The organism is Micromonospora sp. PRAS1, assembly GCF_059553435.1.
Genome location: NZ_JCANNB010000006.1, coordinates 68,657 through 82,661, shown reverse-complemented (window position 1 = coordinate 82,661; position 14,005 = coordinate 68,657). Strand labels below are relative to the sequence as shown.

The 14,005-nt window shown below is 72.8% G+C and carries 12 protein-coding genes and 2 pseudogenes; 4 read left to right on the top strand and 10 right to left on the bottom strand.

Features of this window, described 5'->3' with window-relative positions; all coding sequences use genetic code 11:
• Positions 1-72: 72 nt before the first annotated feature.
• Positions 73-1,863, bottom strand: coding sequence for an alpha/beta hydrolase (locus AC507J_RS08060; RefSeq protein ID WP_496288438.1), 1,791 nt, complete (start codon positions 1,861-1,863; stop codon positions 73-75).
• Positions 1,864-2,084: 221 nt separating this feature from the next.
• Here AC507J_RS08060 and AC507J_RS08055 point away from each other — a divergent pair, with 221 nt between their 5' ends.
• Entirely contained in the window at positions 2,085-2,417 is a 333-nt protein-coding gene (locus tag AC507J_RS08055; protein WP_496288437.1) for a hypothetical protein, read from the top strand.
• 27 nt (positions 2,418-2,444) lie between these two features.
• On the opposite strand, the gene AC507J_RS08050 is transcribed toward AC507J_RS08055, so the two are convergent.
• The 8 genes and pseudogenes from AC507J_RS08050 to AC507J_RS08015 all read right to left on the bottom strand — a co-directional run bounded on the left by AC507J_RS08050 (position 2,445) and on the right by AC507J_RS08015 (position 10,353).
• Entirely contained in the window at positions 2,445-3,908 is a 1,464-nt protein-coding gene (locus AC507J_RS08050) for a serine/threonine-protein kinase (protein WP_496288436.1), read from the bottom strand.
• Positions 3,909-3,939: 31 nt separating this feature from the next.
• On the bottom strand, positions 3,940-4,455 hold the full coding sequence (locus AC507J_RS08045; RefSeq protein ID WP_496288435.1) for a hypothetical protein: 516 nt from the start codon (positions 4,453-4,455) through the stop codon (positions 3,940-3,942).
• Between the two features lie 149 nt (positions 4,456-4,604).
• On the bottom strand, positions 4,605-8,201 hold the full coding sequence (locus AC507J_RS08040; RefSeq protein ID WP_496288434.1) for an adenylate/guanylate cyclase domain-containing protein: 3,597 nt from the start codon (positions 8,199-8,201) through the stop codon (positions 4,605-4,607).
• A pseudogene (locus AC507J_RS08035) lies at positions 8,198-8,575 on the bottom strand (MBL fold metallo-hydrolase); the annotation flags it as partial. The pseudogene AC507J_RS08035 and the gene AC507J_RS08040, both read right to left, overlap by 4 nt.
• A 96-nt stretch (positions 8,576-8,671) precedes the next feature.
• Positions 8,672-9,094: pseudogene (locus AC507J_RS08030) on the bottom strand (MBL fold metallo-hydrolase); the annotation flags it as partial.
• Between the two features lie 112 nt (positions 9,095-9,206).
• A complete protein-coding gene (locus tag AC507J_RS08025) occupies positions 9,207-9,668 on the bottom strand; it encodes a RidA family protein (RefSeq protein ID WP_496288433.1) in 462 nt (153 codons plus the stop codon).
• 34 nt (positions 9,669-9,702) lie between these two features.
• The gene (sp36, locus tag AC507J_RS08020) at positions 9,703-9,858 is read right to left on the bottom strand and encodes a Sp36 family protein (protein ID WP_091080361.1); all 156 of its coding nucleotides are present in this window, start codon (positions 9,856-9,858) and stop codon (positions 9,703-9,705) included.
• A 36-nt stretch (positions 9,859-9,894) separates the two neighbouring features.
• Positions 9,895-10,353: a hypothetical protein gene (locus AC507J_RS08015; protein ID WP_496288432.1), complete on the bottom strand. Its 459-nt coding sequence runs from the start codon at positions 10,351-10,353 to the stop codon at positions 9,895-9,897.
• Positions 10,354-10,678: 325 nt separating this feature from the next.
• Here AC507J_RS08015 and AC507J_RS08010 point away from each other — a divergent pair, with 325 nt between their 5' ends.
• Genes AC507J_RS08010 through bagB form a run of 3 tightly spaced genes read left to right on the top strand, consistent with a single transcriptional unit; the run spans position 10,679 to position 13,463 of the window.
• The gene (locus AC507J_RS08010; RefSeq protein ID WP_496288431.1) at positions 10,679-11,254 is read left to right on the top strand and encodes an Rv0361 family membrane protein; all 576 of its coding nucleotides are present in this window, start codon (positions 10,679-10,681) and stop codon (positions 11,252-11,254) included.
• A gap of 26 nt (positions 11,255-11,280) precedes the next feature.
• Positions 11,281-12,258: an ATPase BagA gene (bagA, locus tag AC507J_RS08005; protein ID WP_496288430.1), complete on the top strand. Its 978-nt coding sequence runs from the start codon at positions 11,281-11,283 to the stop codon at positions 12,256-12,258.
• Positions 12,259-12,311: 53 nt separating this feature from the next.
• Complete coding sequence (gene bagB, locus AC507J_RS08000; protein WP_496288429.1) at positions 12,312-13,463, top strand: ATPase BagB; 1,152 nt, start codon at positions 12,312-12,314, stop codon at positions 13,461-13,463.
• Between the two features lie 11 nt (positions 13,464-13,474).
• Here the strand turns inward: bagB and AC507J_RS07995 are convergent, their stop codons facing one another.
• Positions 13,475-13,798 (bottom strand): WhiB family transcriptional regulator, encoded by a 324-nt coding sequence (locus AC507J_RS07995; RefSeq protein ID WP_496288428.1) that lies wholly within the window; start codon positions 13,796-13,798, stop codon positions 13,475-13,477.
• Positions 13,799-14,005 lie beyond the last annotated feature (207 nt).

Genomic DNA, 14,005 nt, shown 5'->3' with positions numbered 1-14,005 from the left:
TTTTCGACAGGGGCCGGGGTACGGCGGGCGACCCGATCGCCCGCCGTACCCCGGTGTTTGTTCCGCCGAACCTCAGCGGGCCGTCAGGGCTCCACCGGCCGGCAGCGGCGCGACCACCGGTGGCAGCTGCTTGGGCTCACCGCGGCGCGGCGCGCCCTGGGCGGCCAGCTCGCTCTTCGAGGTCTCCGCCCGCCGGGTCGCCGTCTCCGGCTCCTCCGGCAGGCCCTCGAAGGGCTGGATGTCGCCCTTGCAGACCGTGTTCTTCTTCGGCAGCGCCAGCCGGATCAGGTACGCGTCGACCGCCCCGGTCACGCAGGCCGACGTCCCGTACGCGGTGTGTCCCCAACTGTCGCTGCGCAGCAGCCGGCTGTTCGGCAGCAGCTTCGAGGTGGAGACCGCCCCGTGGTAGCTGGTCGCCGGGTCCCAGTAGTTGCCGACCACCAGCACCGGGCTGGCGGTCCGCCGGTTGAACGGGCCGGTGTAGCGGTCCTCGTCGCGCACCGTCCAGCTGTCCCGCGCGCAGGCCGCGCTGAGCCATGTCCAAGCCCGGCCGAAGTACGGGTCACGCTGGTCGGCCCGGGCTGCCCGCGCCGCCCACGATCCGACGTTCTTCGGATGGTTGGCGTCGGTGCAGTCCACGCCGAGGATGATGTCGACGGTGTTGTCGTACGGGAAGTCGTAGCCGTGGGCCTGGGCGAACCGCTGGGCCAGCCCGGCCCGGGCCCGTTCGCGGGCCACCTTCGTCGCCGACGGGTCGGTCAGCTCCAGCACCTCGGCGGTGAGGGACGTGACGTCGTAGTAGCCGTACGGGCCGTACAGCCCGTCGAGAACGAACGCGATGAAGTCGGCGTAGGTGACGGTGAACCGACCCAGGTCCGGGTCGTCGACCACCAGCGGTTCGGCCTTCAGCCGCTTCGTCGCCAACTCGAACTTGGCGGCCGGGTCGCCGGAGGCCAGCGGACAGCGTTCGACGTCGACGCGCTCACACCGCCGCAGGATCTCGTGCAGCGCCTGGTACGCGCCCTTCGCGCTGCGCATCCGCGTCTCCTGGTCGACGTTGGCGGACCTGCCGCCGCCGAACCACGCCGTCGCGTCCAGCACCCCGTCGATAGCCACCGCGCGCACCCGGTCGGGGAACATGTTGGCGTAGTACTGCCCGAGGACGCTGCCGTAGCTGAAGCCGAGGTAGCTCAGCTTCTTGTCGCCGACCGCCCGGCGCAGCACGTCCATGTCGCGGGCGACCTCGGCGGTCGACATCGCGCCGGTGAGCGGCCGTCCGGTGGTCGAGCAGGCCTGGCCGACCGTGATCGCCGAGGCGACGTACGCCTTCTCCTCGTCCTTGCCGTATGGGAAGCGGACGCTCATCCCCGCCAACGCACGGGTCTGCTCCTTCACCGACTTGAAGCACCTGACCTGTTCGCTGGCCGCGACGCCGCGCGGATCGACCCCGATCACGTCGAACCGGTCGAGCACCTCGTCACCGAGGAAGAGGGGCGCGGCGAGGGCGACGCTGGTGCCCGATCCGCCCGGGCCACCCGGGTTGATGAAGAGGCTGCCGATCCGGCGCTTCTGGTCGCGCGCCTTGACCCGCAGCACGGCGACCTCGGTCGTCGCCCCGTGCGGCCGGTCGTAGTCGAGCGGCAGGTCGACGGTGGCGCACTCGGCGTAGTCGTAGCACCGGTACCAGTCCAGCTCGGGCGTTGGCACGCGGTCGACGCGCAGCCGCTCGACGGCGCTGGTGCGGTCCGTGGCGCTCGTGCCGGCGCTCCTTGTCGGTGCCGCGACGGCGGGGGCGACCGCCGCCCCGACGAGGAGTACGCCGGCGAGCCCGGCTGCGGCCACTGTCCGGATTGGTGGTGGCATGTGAACGCCTTCCGCTGGGTTACGGGACACGTCGAGTCGAGCCCGACCATTGACACTCTAGGGACATGCGGCAATGAATCCGGCACCACAAATCCGGCTTTCCCGGCACTTCGCCCGGACGCGTAATCACCTCGTCACTCTCTGGCTCGATGTCGTCACCTGTTACGGCGGTAGCTGGCGACCGCGGTTGACAGATCGGCGATCGCCGACATTCTGGACGAGTGAGACGGTTTCCCGGGCTCAACGCACGCGTGGTGGCGGTCGTCGCGTTGGTGGCGGCGATCTGGCTGCTGGCGTCGCTGGTCGCCGGACGCCGGCAGGATCTCCTGGGAGTCGCCATGGCCCTGCTCTGCGTCCTGTGCGGCACGGTCGCCGCAGTGGCGGCGGCCGCCGCCCGGCAGCGGGACGCCGAAATCCCACCGGACCCGGATCAGGCGGCCGGATCCGCAAGCGCCGAGCCGCCCGGCATCGACGCGGACACATTGGAGACACTCGGCGACCGCGAGACGGTGCGCGCGCTACGGGAGCGCTACCGCGACGACCGCGGGGGATGACCACGCCGCTGACGCGGTCGGCACCGGTCAGCCGCCGGTGAGAGTGGGCGAGGCGAGGCCGTCCAGACCTCGTCCGGCCAGGCAACGGAAGGTGGGGTCGACCTTCCCGTTTGCGGGCGGCAGCACCTCGAGGTTCCACCCGGATGCCGGTTCGACCCCGCTGACCAGCCGGAAGGTCTCCTCGTTGCAGATCTGCCGCACGGCCGGATCGGCGACGATCTCGTCGTGGTCGGCGCCGAAGAGCCCGGCCGGCAGCTTGCCCTGCGCGTAGCTCTCCCAGGTGTGCCGCGAGTCGCACGACACCCGGCTGGCCTCGGCCCGCTGGCCGCGCACCTGCACCGGCCCGAAGCACTCCAGCTCCGTCGCGCACCCGGCACCTGAGGGCAGCGCCTCGGGCAGGCTGGCGCAGCCCGGACGCAACGCGTTACTTGCCGGCGGGCGAACCGGCAGGGTGGACTGCGGCGACGGGGGGCCTCCGGCGGCCCAGGCGCCGACGCCCGCCGAGGCGGCCAGCGCGACCACCCCGGCCGCGCCGAGGAACCAGCGCCGCCGGCGGCGGCGATCGGTCGAGCCGTCGGATCCACCCCGGGCGGGCACCTGGGCGGCGCCGGACCGACCAGCCAGGGTGCTGCTGCCGGCGGGGATGACCGGACCGTTCGCCGGCTCCTCCAACGACAGGCCGGCGAGCAGGTCGCGCAGTTCCTCGGCGGAGGGCCGCTCCCCCGGATCGTTGGCCATGCCGGCGCGGAGTACGTCGATCAGCTCATCCGGAATGCCGGGCAGGCTGGGTATCGGCTGATGGAACATTTCGAGCACGGTGACCAGGCTGGGATTGCGTTCGGCCTGCCAGCGCGGCGGGCGCCCGTGCATGACCGCGTAGAGCGTGGCGCAGAGCGCGTAGACGTCGACGGCGGGCGAGGGCGGGCTGTGGCTGAACATCTCGGGTGGCGCGTACGCCGGAGTGAGTACCTCCAGGGCAACCGAGGCGTCCCGCATCTCGGCGACCACGGCCAGCCCGAAGTCGGCAAGCACCGCCGAGTTGAAGTGCGAGTAGAGGATGTTGGCCGGCTTCACGTCGCGGTGCAGCACCCCGGCGCCGTGCGAGTGGGCGATCGCATCCGCGATCTTCACCCCGAGATCGCGCGCCTCGACGGCGTCCAGCGGAGAGTTCCGCATCCGTTCGGCGTACGAGCCGTCGCACAACTCCATGATCAAATAGGGGTGCTGATCGATTGTGACTCCGACGTCGAAGAGGTCGACCACGTGCGGGTGGGAGGACATCCGGCCGGCGGCACGCGCCTCGCGCAGGAACCGCGCCTGATCCCGCTCGCTGGCCAGGGTGCGGTTCTCCACCTTGACCGCCACCTCCCGGCCCACCGAGATCTGGATGGCCGAGTAGACGGTCGCGTACCCCCCACGGGCAAAGACCTGCAAATCAGTCAGACCGGGCACAATGGGCGTCGGCAGAGCGCCGGGCGGAGTGTCGGTCACGGTATCGAAAATACCCAACCGGGCGGGCTGCTCAGCGAACCGCATCGGCGGCCGGCCCCACACCCGGCGTCCCGGTCCCGCGCCGGCCGTCCGACACCGGCGTGTTCCCCGCATCGGTCCCACCCGCCGCGACAGCACCGGCCGGCCCCGCGCGGCGGGCGTCCCACCAGAGCGCGGCCGCGGTGGCCAGCGCGCCAAGGCCCTCCCAGAGCGCCACGCCGAAGAACCGGCCGGGTGCCACGTCGGCCAACACCGCGAGGCTGAAGACGGTGAACGTGACAAGCCGGAAGACCACTGTGAAGCGGTAGAAGGCCCGCCACTCGGTGGCGGTGGCGAGCAGGTAGTAGACGCCCATGTTGAACGAGGCCATCGAGGACGCCGTGACAAAGGTGCCGGTGTAGTCGCCCGGCGCGCGGGTCTCCGGGATCTCGAAACCGAGCATCCCGAGCAACGCTTCGGGCCAGAGCAGCCCTACCGCGCCCATCAGCAGCGCCAACCCGCCGAACACCGCGATCGTCCAACCGGCGACCGAACGCGGCAGCCTCATCTGAGCCCTCCCCCTTGACGGCACGACAATCGAAAGTGACCGCCGCGTGCAATGTGCACGCTAGCGGCCATCTCCGACAGGGCACATCACCGAAACCGACAGTCCTACGCTGCCGGGCCGCCGCCGGGCTCGGCCAGCGGTGGCACGGATCAGCTCAGCAGACGGATCCGCAACGCCTCGGCGGCGGCCCGCTCGCTGCGCTGCTCGGTGCCGTACGCCAGGCGCACGGCCTCGTTCGCGCAGGCCGTCGCCTCTGCCGACCGGCCACCGGCGGCCAGTGCCTCGGCGAGCACGCTGGCCGCGATCACCTGACTGCGGACGTCCTCGGCCGGCAGGTGCACCGCCCGGCGGGCCCAGTCCAGCGCCTGCTCAAGCTGCCCGTGCGCGAGCAGGGCCGAGGCGTAGCGCGCCATCGACTGCCGGCGGGAGAAGAGCAACGAGGGGGTGGTCGCCGCAGCGGTGGCGACCGGAGCGAGCAGGCCGACCGCGGTACCGGAGTCGCCGACCGCCAGCCGGGCCGTGGCCAGGAGCACCCGGGGCGCCACCTGCGCCGGTGCCTGCGGATTGTGCGGCTCCACACTGGTCAGCACCGTCCGGGCGTCCCGCTCGGCGGCCTCGACGTCGCCCATGTCCAGCGCCACGAACCCGCGCAGCGTGCCGGCCATCCCGGTGAGCAGCGGATGGGCGGTCCGGCGGGCGTACGACAGGGCGTCGGTGAGCAGGTCGGCGGCGTGCTCCGGCTCGCCCAGCCCACGGGCCACCACTCCCCGGACCACAAGCGCGAAGCCCTGCCCCCAGTCGTCCGAGCCGGCGGCGAACTCGCGATACGCCCGGCGTGCCTCCCGGTCGGCGTCGGCCAGCTCACCCAACTCGGCGTTGGCGTACGCCTCGACCGCACGCAGGGTGCCCACCGCCCAGGCCTCACCGACCCGCTCGCCGAAGGGCAGGAAGATCCGGGCCAACCGGCGCGCCTCCCGCAGCCGACCGGCGAGCAGCCGGGCGAACGCGGTGGTGCCCCGCAGCCAGGCCCGCCCGTAGGGGTCCTTCAACTCGGCGAAGAGCCGGGCCGCCCGGCCGAGCACCGCGTCCGTACCGGCGAAGTCGCCCCGGGTGGTGGTCACCCAGGCCAGGTTCTGCAACGACCACGCCTGCCCCCGGCGGTCCTGCACCGCCAGGCTGACCTGGTACGCGGCGGCCAGCCGACTGCTCGCCTGCCCGAGCCGCCCGGCGAGGAAGTCAGCCATGCCCAGCCGGCGCATCGCCGAGGCCCGCAGTGTGGGCAGGTCGGCGTCGGTGGCCACCTGCAACGCCTCCCGCCAGGAGGCTTCCGCCCGCCGCAGGTCGCCCATCGCCTGCTGGGCCTGCCCGGCCAGCAGTAGCGCGCTGGCCCGGATGTCCGCCTGGTCACCGGCGTTCGCGGCGATCTTCTCGGCGTAGGCGAGCGCGTCGGCGGCCCGACCCACCTGGAGCAGCGCCCTGGCGTGCAGCACCCGGTCCGCGGCCGGTACGCCGTCGACGCCGGCCAACTCGGCGGCGCGTTCGGCGTGCTCGACGGCGAGCGCCGGCTCGCCCGCCTGTAGCGCTCGCCGGGTCGCCCGGCCGAGCGCGGCCACGCCCAGCGGCGCCACCGCCCGGGCCGGTGCGTCCGGGCGCAGCGTGACCGCATCGGCCAGCGCGCTGGCCCGTTCGGCGTGTTCGGCGACGAAGTCGTCCCGAGTCGCCTCGGTGAACCCGCCCGATCCGGTCGGGACACCACCCGCCCCGGTCACCGGGATGCCGGAGTCCTCCCGTGCCGCCCAGCGGGCCAGCGCGGCGTGCCGTTCGGCCAGCTCCGCCTTGCTGATCCCGGCGTACACGGCCTCGCGCATCAGTGGCGTCGCGAACGCGTACCCGGAGCGGGTGCGGTGCAGCATGCGGCGTTGCAGGAGTTCCTCGACCGCCCGGTCCAGCTCGACCGCGGCCACCGCAGCCGGCCGGCCATCCCGCCCGGCGCGCTGCTCCCGCAGCGCCTCCAGCGCGCCGTCGGGCACCGAGTCACCGACCACCGCCGCGTCCCGCAGCACCGCACGCGCCTCGGCGGGCAGGGCGTCGATCCGGGCGGCGAGCACCGCCGCGAGGTCCCGGGAGAGCAGCCGGCTGCCCAGCGAGCCGGGTGCCAGCCGCCAGCCGTTGCCCACCCCGGCGGTAAGCGCGCCGCGCTCCATCAGCAGGGTGACCAGCTCGGCCAGGTAGAACGGGTTGCCCTGGGCGGTCGCCAGCAGCCGGTCGGTGTCGGCCTGGGGTAGCCGCCCGCCGCCCAGATAGCTGGTCAGCAGCCGAGCCGCGTCGGCACCCCGCAGCGGCGGCAACGGCTGCACCTCGGCGTCCGCGACCCGGGTCAGGGTGCCTGCGGTCCGGACCAGCTCCGGCCGGCCGAGCAGCAGCACCAGCACCGGCCCGCTGAGCCGGGAGAGCGTCACCTCCAGGGCCCGGATGGTCTCGGCGGTGGCGTCGTGCAGATCGTCCACCACAATCACCAGCGGCGCCTCCTCGGCGAGCGCGCTGAGCAGGTCGGCCACCGCGTTCGGCACGGCGTCCACGTCGGTGGCCGGCTGGGCGCTGCTCCACTCGCCCTGGTCGGTGGGGCTGCCGGCGGGCAGCTCGGCGTACCCGAGCAGGGCCAGCAACTGGTCGACGGCGATCGGGGCGGGCTCGCCGCGCACCCGGCTGAGCCGCTGCCCGAGCCGGCGCAGCCGTTCCTCGACGGCCGGGCGGGTAACCGCGGTGGCCGCGTCGTTGGGCAGGCCCGTGGCGGCGCGTACCAGGTCGGCGAGGGGAGCCAGCCGGCGGCGCTCGCCGAACGCGGCGCAGCGTACCGAGAGCACCCGGGCGCCGGTGTGCGCCGCGTACCGGCCCGCGCCCACGTCGTAACCGGCGGCGAGTCGCTCCACCTCGGCGGCGAACCGGGACTTGCCGATGCCCGCCTCGGCGGTCATCAGCAGCACCCGGGGTTCGTTCCGGTCGATCACCTCGGCCAGCCGACCGGCGATCCGGCCGATCTCGGTCTCCCGGCCGACGAAGGGCGCCTCGTCACCGAGACCCGACCGGGTGCCCGGCGCGTCCAGCAGGCCCAGCAGTTCGTACGCCTCGACCGGCTCGCGCTTGCCCTTGAGCCGCAGCGGGCGCAGCGCTCGCCAGCTCGCCACATGCCGGGTGGCCGCGGCGGTTCGGGCCCCGGCGTAGACCGCGCCGACGGCCGCGGCGTCGGCCAGCCGGGCGGCCGTGTTCACGGTGTCGCCGATGACCGTGTACTCGATGGCGGCCTGGATGCCGGCGATCACGTCCCCGGTGTTCAACCCGACCCGCAGGCCGAGCGGCGCGCCACCGCCGCGCTCGTCGTCGAGTACCCGACGGACGGCCCGCTGCATGGACAGCGCCGCCCGCACCGCGCGCTCGGCGTCGTCCTCGTGCGCCACCGGCGCGCCGAAGACCGCCATGATCCCGTCACCGGTCAGCTTGTCGACGTGCCCGCCGAAGGTCTTGACCGCACCGGCGAGGGCCGCCAGCACCCGGTCGGTGACCGCGCCGACCCGCTCCGGGTCGAGATCCTCCGACCAGGAGGTGAAATCGGAGAGGTCGCCGAAGAGCACGGTGACCACCCGCCGCTCGGCGGCGGGCAGGGTCGCGGCGGCGGGCAGCGCGGCGCCGCAGTTGTGGCAGAACCGGGCGCCGGGTACCGCTACGGTTCCGCACACCGGGCAGGTCACGGCCGGTCCAACCCCGCGTCGTCAGCACCGGATTCCCGGCCCAGGTATTCCAGCTGGGCGCGCACGGACCATTCCGCCGCCCACCACAGCGAGCGGTCCACGTCGGCGTAGACCGTCGCGACCACCTCGGTGGCGGTCCGCGCACCGGCGTCGAGTGCCGCCCGGACCTGGTCGAGCCGGGCGCGGCGGTGGGCGAGGTAGAAGTCGGCGGCGGCACCGCAGTCGGCAAGCGCCGGGCCGTGCCCCGGCAGGGCCGGAATCCCCCGGTACGCCGAGAGCAGCTCCAGGCTGGCCAGGTAGTCGCCGAGGTGGCCGTCCGGGTGGGCGACCACGGTGGTGCCGCGGCCCAGGATGGTGTCGCCGGTCAGCACCACCCACCGGTCGGCAGGCGCCACGTCGGCAGGCGCCACGTCGGCAGGCGCCACGTCGGCAGGCGCCACGTCGGCAGGCGCCACGTCGGCGGGCGCCACGAGGAAGCAGACCGAGTCGGCCGTGTGCCCGGGGGTCGGCACGACCCGGATCCGCAGACCGTGCCCGTCGATCCCGGCATCGGCAAGCGGCGGGCCGCCGATGCTGTGTGCGGGGTCGGCGGCCCGGACGGGTACCCCACCGAGCAGCTCACTCAGGCGCGCTGAGGATTCGGTGTGGTCCGGGTGCCCGTGCGTGATCAACACCAGGCCGACCGGCCCCTGTGCGGCGATCGCCGCCAAGTGCGTCTCGTCCGCCGGCCCCGGATCGACCACCACGGCCGGCTCGCCGGGCGCGGCCCGCAGCAGCCAGGTGTTCGTGCCCTCCAGCGTCATCGGCCCGGGGTTGGGCGCCCGCAGCAACGTCACCCACTCCGGCAGTTCGCTGGCGAGGGCGGTCACCGCCCCCGTCACATGCCCTCCCATGGCTGCGATCGTACGACCCCACGGACCGGGTCCCGCGATCTTGCAGTTCCGGTCCCCGATTCGCCCTGGTTAGGGGCGTTCGTCCGGACGGAAACTGCAAGATCGCGGAGGGTCAGGAGACCTCGACGATGACCTCGATCTCGACGGGGGCGTCGAGGGGGAGTTCGGCGACGCCGACGGCGCTGCGAGCGTGGCGGCCCGCTTCACCGAAGACGGCACCGAAGAGATCGGAGGCACCGTTGATGATGGCGGGCTGGCCGATGAAGCCGGGCGCGCTGGCAACGAATCCGGTCAGCTTCACGATCTTGACGACGTTCTCCAGGCCGACAAGCGAGTCGACCGCGGCGAGCGCGTTGAGGGCGCACCGCTGGGCGAGCTGCTTGGCCTGCTCGGCGGAGACGCCGGCACCGACCTTGCCGGTGGCGAGCAGCTTGCCCTCGGCCATCGGCAGCTGCCCCGAGACGTACACGTGCTGTCCGGACTGCACCGCCGGCACGTAGCTCGCCACCGGCGGCACCACCTCCGGCAGCTCCAACCCGAGTTCCGCCAACTTGGCGTGCGGGCCGTTGCTCATGCCGGCACTCCGTCCAGCACTCCGGCTCGCTCGCTCATGACTTCGGCCGCTTCAGGTAGGCGACGAGCTGTTCCGGGTTCGGCCCCGGTACGACGGAGACGAGTTCCCAGCCGTCCTCACCCCAGTTGTCGAGGATCTGCTTGGTCGCGTGGACCAGCAGCGGAACGGTGGCGTATTCCCACTTCTGCATCGGGCTCCCTCGTGGCATGGACACTTCGGGCACAGCCTACGGTCCGCCGCCCGGTCGAGGCGCCGGACGCTGCTCCGGCGCGGTCGACAGCTCCCCGCAGGGGCCCCGGTGGTCGTACGGCTGGGGGCACCGGGTGCGGTCGGGCAGCAGCAGATCGCAGAAGACCCGGTGCCTGTTGTTCTGGTCGTCGGCGGTCGACACCTCGGTCTCACCGGCGTCCAGCTCGGGCAGGAAGTTGAGCGAGGTGGCCACCCGGCCGGCCAGGGCGGTGGCCGCAGCCAGGTCGGTCACCCGGATCGGCAGGTGGATGACGTACCCCGGGTTCTCGTCGTCCCGGCCGGCGGTCGGCTCTGCCGAGGCGACCGGCGGCACCGGCCGCCGGTACCAACGCTCGTTGACGGGCGGCCGACCGGAGGAGCGTTCACCGGCCGTCCAGCCGCCCCCTCCGGACCCCGGCGGAAACTGCGTTCGGGGGGTGTTGTTCGTGTCGCGCATGCACTGCCTCCGGGCGTCGTACCTGGTCACGGCGCCGCCCGACGGTGCAGACCCGCTGCTCGCGGCTGTGTCGGGGCGTGCCGGAGCGACGGTAGGACCGGCGTATCGATCCATCAACACCGACGCGCACGCCCGGCGGCCTTCGGTCGCATTTGCGACACCCGAGCAGCGGGAATCCGATCGCGTCGCCCGCCCGCGAGACACCGACCTCTCGGCACCGGGCCGCCGGACCGCTACCCTTCCGGTCTGGACGGGCGCCCGGCCCGGCCGACCCGATCCCACGCTCACCGCCATCGCGGGGTGACGCCGTACCCCGGGGGACGCAATGACCCAGCCACCCGCCGGCGGCCCGACCGGCCCCACCATCCCTCCGGCTCAACCCGGTGCGTCCATCGGCCCGGGCGACCAGGGCCCGTCCACGCCCGGTTATCCCCCGTACCAGTCGAACCCGGGCCCGCCCCGGCGGCGCGGCCCCCTGACGGCCTCCCTCACCCTGGCGGTGGTGCTGCTGCTCTGCGCCGGTGGCGGTGTGGCCGCCTTCCTGACCCTGCGCAACGCCGAGTCCGGCGAGGGCGCGCCGGATCCGTCGGTGGCGGTCGACGACTTCCTCACCGCCGTGTATCAGGAGCGGGACTCGGCCAAGGCCGCCAGGATGGTCTGCAGCGCCGCCCGCGACCAGGCCCAGATCCGGACCAAGATCACCGAGATCGAGACGTACGTGTCGACCCACCAGAACCCCCGGTTCCGCTGGGACACCCCGACCGTGGACAACGAGACGGGTGACCGGGCCACGGTGACCACCACGGTGACGGTGACCACCGCCGACGAGAAGATCGCTGACCAGGATCTGCGCTTCACAGTGATCCGCCGCTCCGGCTGGTGGGTCTGCGAGGTCTCCTGAACCCGTCGGATGGATACGCTCGACGGGTGGGAGCAGCGCAGCGCCCGGCCGATCGGGCCGGCACCGATTGGCCCGCCCGCCTGCACGTGGTGACCGGCAAGGGCGGCACGGGCAAGACCAGCGTGGCGGCGGCCCTGGCCCTGGGACTGGCCGCGGGTGGGCGGCGCACACTGCTGGTCGAGGTGGAAGGGCGTCAGGGCATCGCCCAGCTCTTCGGCACCGAGCCGCTGCCGTACGCCGAACGGCACCTGGCCGACGCACCCGCCGGGGGTGAGGTGTGGGCGCTGGCCGTGGACGCCGAGGAGGCGCTGCTGGAATACCTGGACATGTTCTACAAGCTCGGGGCGGCCGGTCGGGCGTTGCGGAAGCTCGGTGCGATCGACTTCGCCACCACCATCGCGCCGGGCCTGCGCGACGTGCTGCTCACCGGCAAGGTCAAGGAGGCCACCACCCGCACGGCGGACCAGCGGCGGGTCTACGACGCGGTGGTGTTGGACGCCCCACCCACCGGTCGCATCGGCCGGTTCCTGAATGTGACCGCCGAGACCGCCCGGCTGGCCAAGGTCGGCCCGATCAAGACCCAGAGCGAGGGCGTCTCGGCCCTGCTGCGCTCGCCGATGACCGCGGTGCACGTGGTGACCCTGCTCGAGGAGATGCCGGTGCAGGAGACCATCGACGCGATCTCCGAGCTGACCTCGTTGGGCTTCGGAATGGGACGAGTGATCATCAACGGCAGCCGGCCGCCGCTGCCGTCGGGGCGTCCGGTCACCGAGGCGGAGCTGGCGCGTGGGCTACGCGCCGCCGGCCTCCCGGTCGACAAGCGGATCGTCTCCGGGCTGCACGACGAGGCACGCGACCAGGCGATCCGCCGGGAGCTGGAGGATTCGCTCCGGGCCGACCTGGTGGAGCTGGGCGTGCCCCTGGTCGAGCTGCCGTTGCTGCCCGACGGGGTGGACCGTGCCGGCCTGGACGTCCTCGCCAGGGCCCTCGTCGGCGGCGATTGACTCACACCTGGCCGCAGCCTGACACGCGGTCCCGGCCGGCCCGATACGCTCGATTGGTGCCTTCCGACAACGCCGCGCCGCCGCTGGACGTCGACCAGATCCTGGCCGATCCGGGCGTCCGGATCGTGGTCTGCTGCGGGGCCGGTGGGGTGGGCAAGACGACCACCGCCGCCGCGCTCGCGCTGCGCGCGGCGGAGCAGCACGGTCGCCGCACGGTGGTACTCACCATCGACCCGGCCCGGCGGTTGGCCCAGTCACTCGGCTTGACCGAGCTGGACAACACCCCCCGGCAGGTCAAGGGCATCGACGTCGAGTCCAGCGGCGGCGAGTTGCACGCCATGATGCTCGACATGAAGCGCACCTTCGACGACGTGGTGCTCGCGCACACCGACCCGGCGAAGGCGGCGGAGATCTTCGCGAACCCCTTCTACCAGGCGATGAGTTCCACCTTCTCCGGCACGCAGGAATACATGGCCATGGAGAAGCTCGGCCAGTTGCACGCCCGGGGCGAGTGGGACCTCATCGTGGTGGACACTCCACCGTCGCGCTCCGCGCTGGACTTCCTCGACGCGCCGGCCCGACTGTCGCGCTTCCTCGACGGCCGGATGCTGCGCATGTTGCTCGCCCCGGCGAGGACCGGTGGACGCAGCATGTTCAGCCTGGTCACCGCCTCCTTCGGGATGTTCTCCCGGGTCGTGCAGAAGGTGATCGGCACCCAACTGCTCACCGACCTGTCCGGCTTCGTGGCCGCGCTCGACTCGATGTTCGGCGGGTTCCGGCAGCGCGCGGAGCAGACGTACCGCATCCTTCAGGCGCGCGAGACGGCGTTCCTGCTGGTCGCGGCGCCGGAGCCGGACGCGGTCCGGGAGGCCGCCTACTTCGCCGGCCGATTGCGCGAGGAGCGGATGCCGCTCGCCGGTCTGGTGCTCAACCGGGTGCACCGCCCGGCGGTGCCCGAGTTGGGCGCGGCGGAGAGCCGGGCCGCTGCCGACCGGCTGGCCACGGCCGGTGGTCACGAGGGCACCGTCGAGGTGCTGCGGGCCCACGCCACCCTGGCCGAGCAGGCGGTACGCGAGCGGCAGGTGGCGGCGCGGTTCACCGAGACGTTCCCGCAGGTGCCGACGGTCTCGGTGACGGCGCAGCCCGCCGACGTGCACGACGTCGACGGGCTACGGACGATCGGCGCGGCGATCAGCCGCTCCTGAGTGCACCGGCGTCACGAGCTGGTGGTGGCGGCCAGGATCCGGTCCTTACCGGACTTTTCCTTGGCGTTCTTCTTCATCGCCGCCTCGAACATCTTGCGCCAGCTGGTGACCTGCGGGTGACGACGGAGCAGCGCCCGTCGTTCACGTTCGGTCATGCCACCCCACACGCCGAACTCGATTCGGTTGTCCAGCGCGTCGGCCAGGCACTCGTATCGAACTGGGCAGCTCCGGCAGATCCGTTTCGCCACGTTCTGTTCGGCGCCCTGTACGAACAACGCGTCCGGGTCCCCGTTCTGACACGCCGCCAGTGACGGCCAGTCAGTGATCATGCCCATCTGTACACGTCCCCCCTTGCTGCACTACCGACGCCGTCGCGGGCCAGCCGGCTGTTTCTCCCCCCGACGTCCGCGCGCGCCTTACCCCAAGGCAGCACGGACGACATGTGGCGCTGTCGCCGCCTCCATCATGCTCTGTAGTCGCCCGATTACGCAACGTTGTCGGCTAAATCCATCATTTCGGACACTCCCGACCTCTCGGGCCTG

Bases quoted from the DNA above. Each gene is read 5' to 3' on its own strand.
- AC507J_RS08045 (WP_496288435.1), bottom strand. From the start codon at position 4,455: ATGAGGCTGCCGCGTTCGGTCGCCGGTTGGACGATCGCGGTGTTCGGC.
- AC507J_RS08025 (WP_496288433.1), bottom strand. From the start codon at position 9,668: ATGAGCAACGGCCCGCACGCCAAGTTGGCGGAACTCGGGTTGGAGCTG.
- sp36 (WP_091080361.1), bottom strand. From the start codon at position 9,858: ATGCAGAAGTGGGAATACGCCACCGTTCCGCTGCTGGTCCACGCGACC.
- AC507J_RS08015 (WP_496288432.1), bottom strand. From the start codon at position 10,353: ATGCGCGACACGAACAACACCCCCCGAACGCAGTTTCCGCCGGGGTCC.
- AC507J_RS07995 (WP_496288428.1), bottom strand. From the start codon at position 13,798: ATGGGCATGATCACTGACTGGCCGTCACTGGCGGCGTGTCAGAACGGG.
- AC507J_RS08060 (WP_496288438.1), bottom strand. From the start codon at position 1,863: ATGCCACCACCAATCCGGACAGTGGCCGCAGCCGGGCTCGCCGGCGTA.
- AC507J_RS08010 (WP_496288431.1), top strand. From the start codon at position 10,679: ATGACCCAGCCACCCGCCGGCGGCCCGACCGGCCCCACCATCCCTCCG.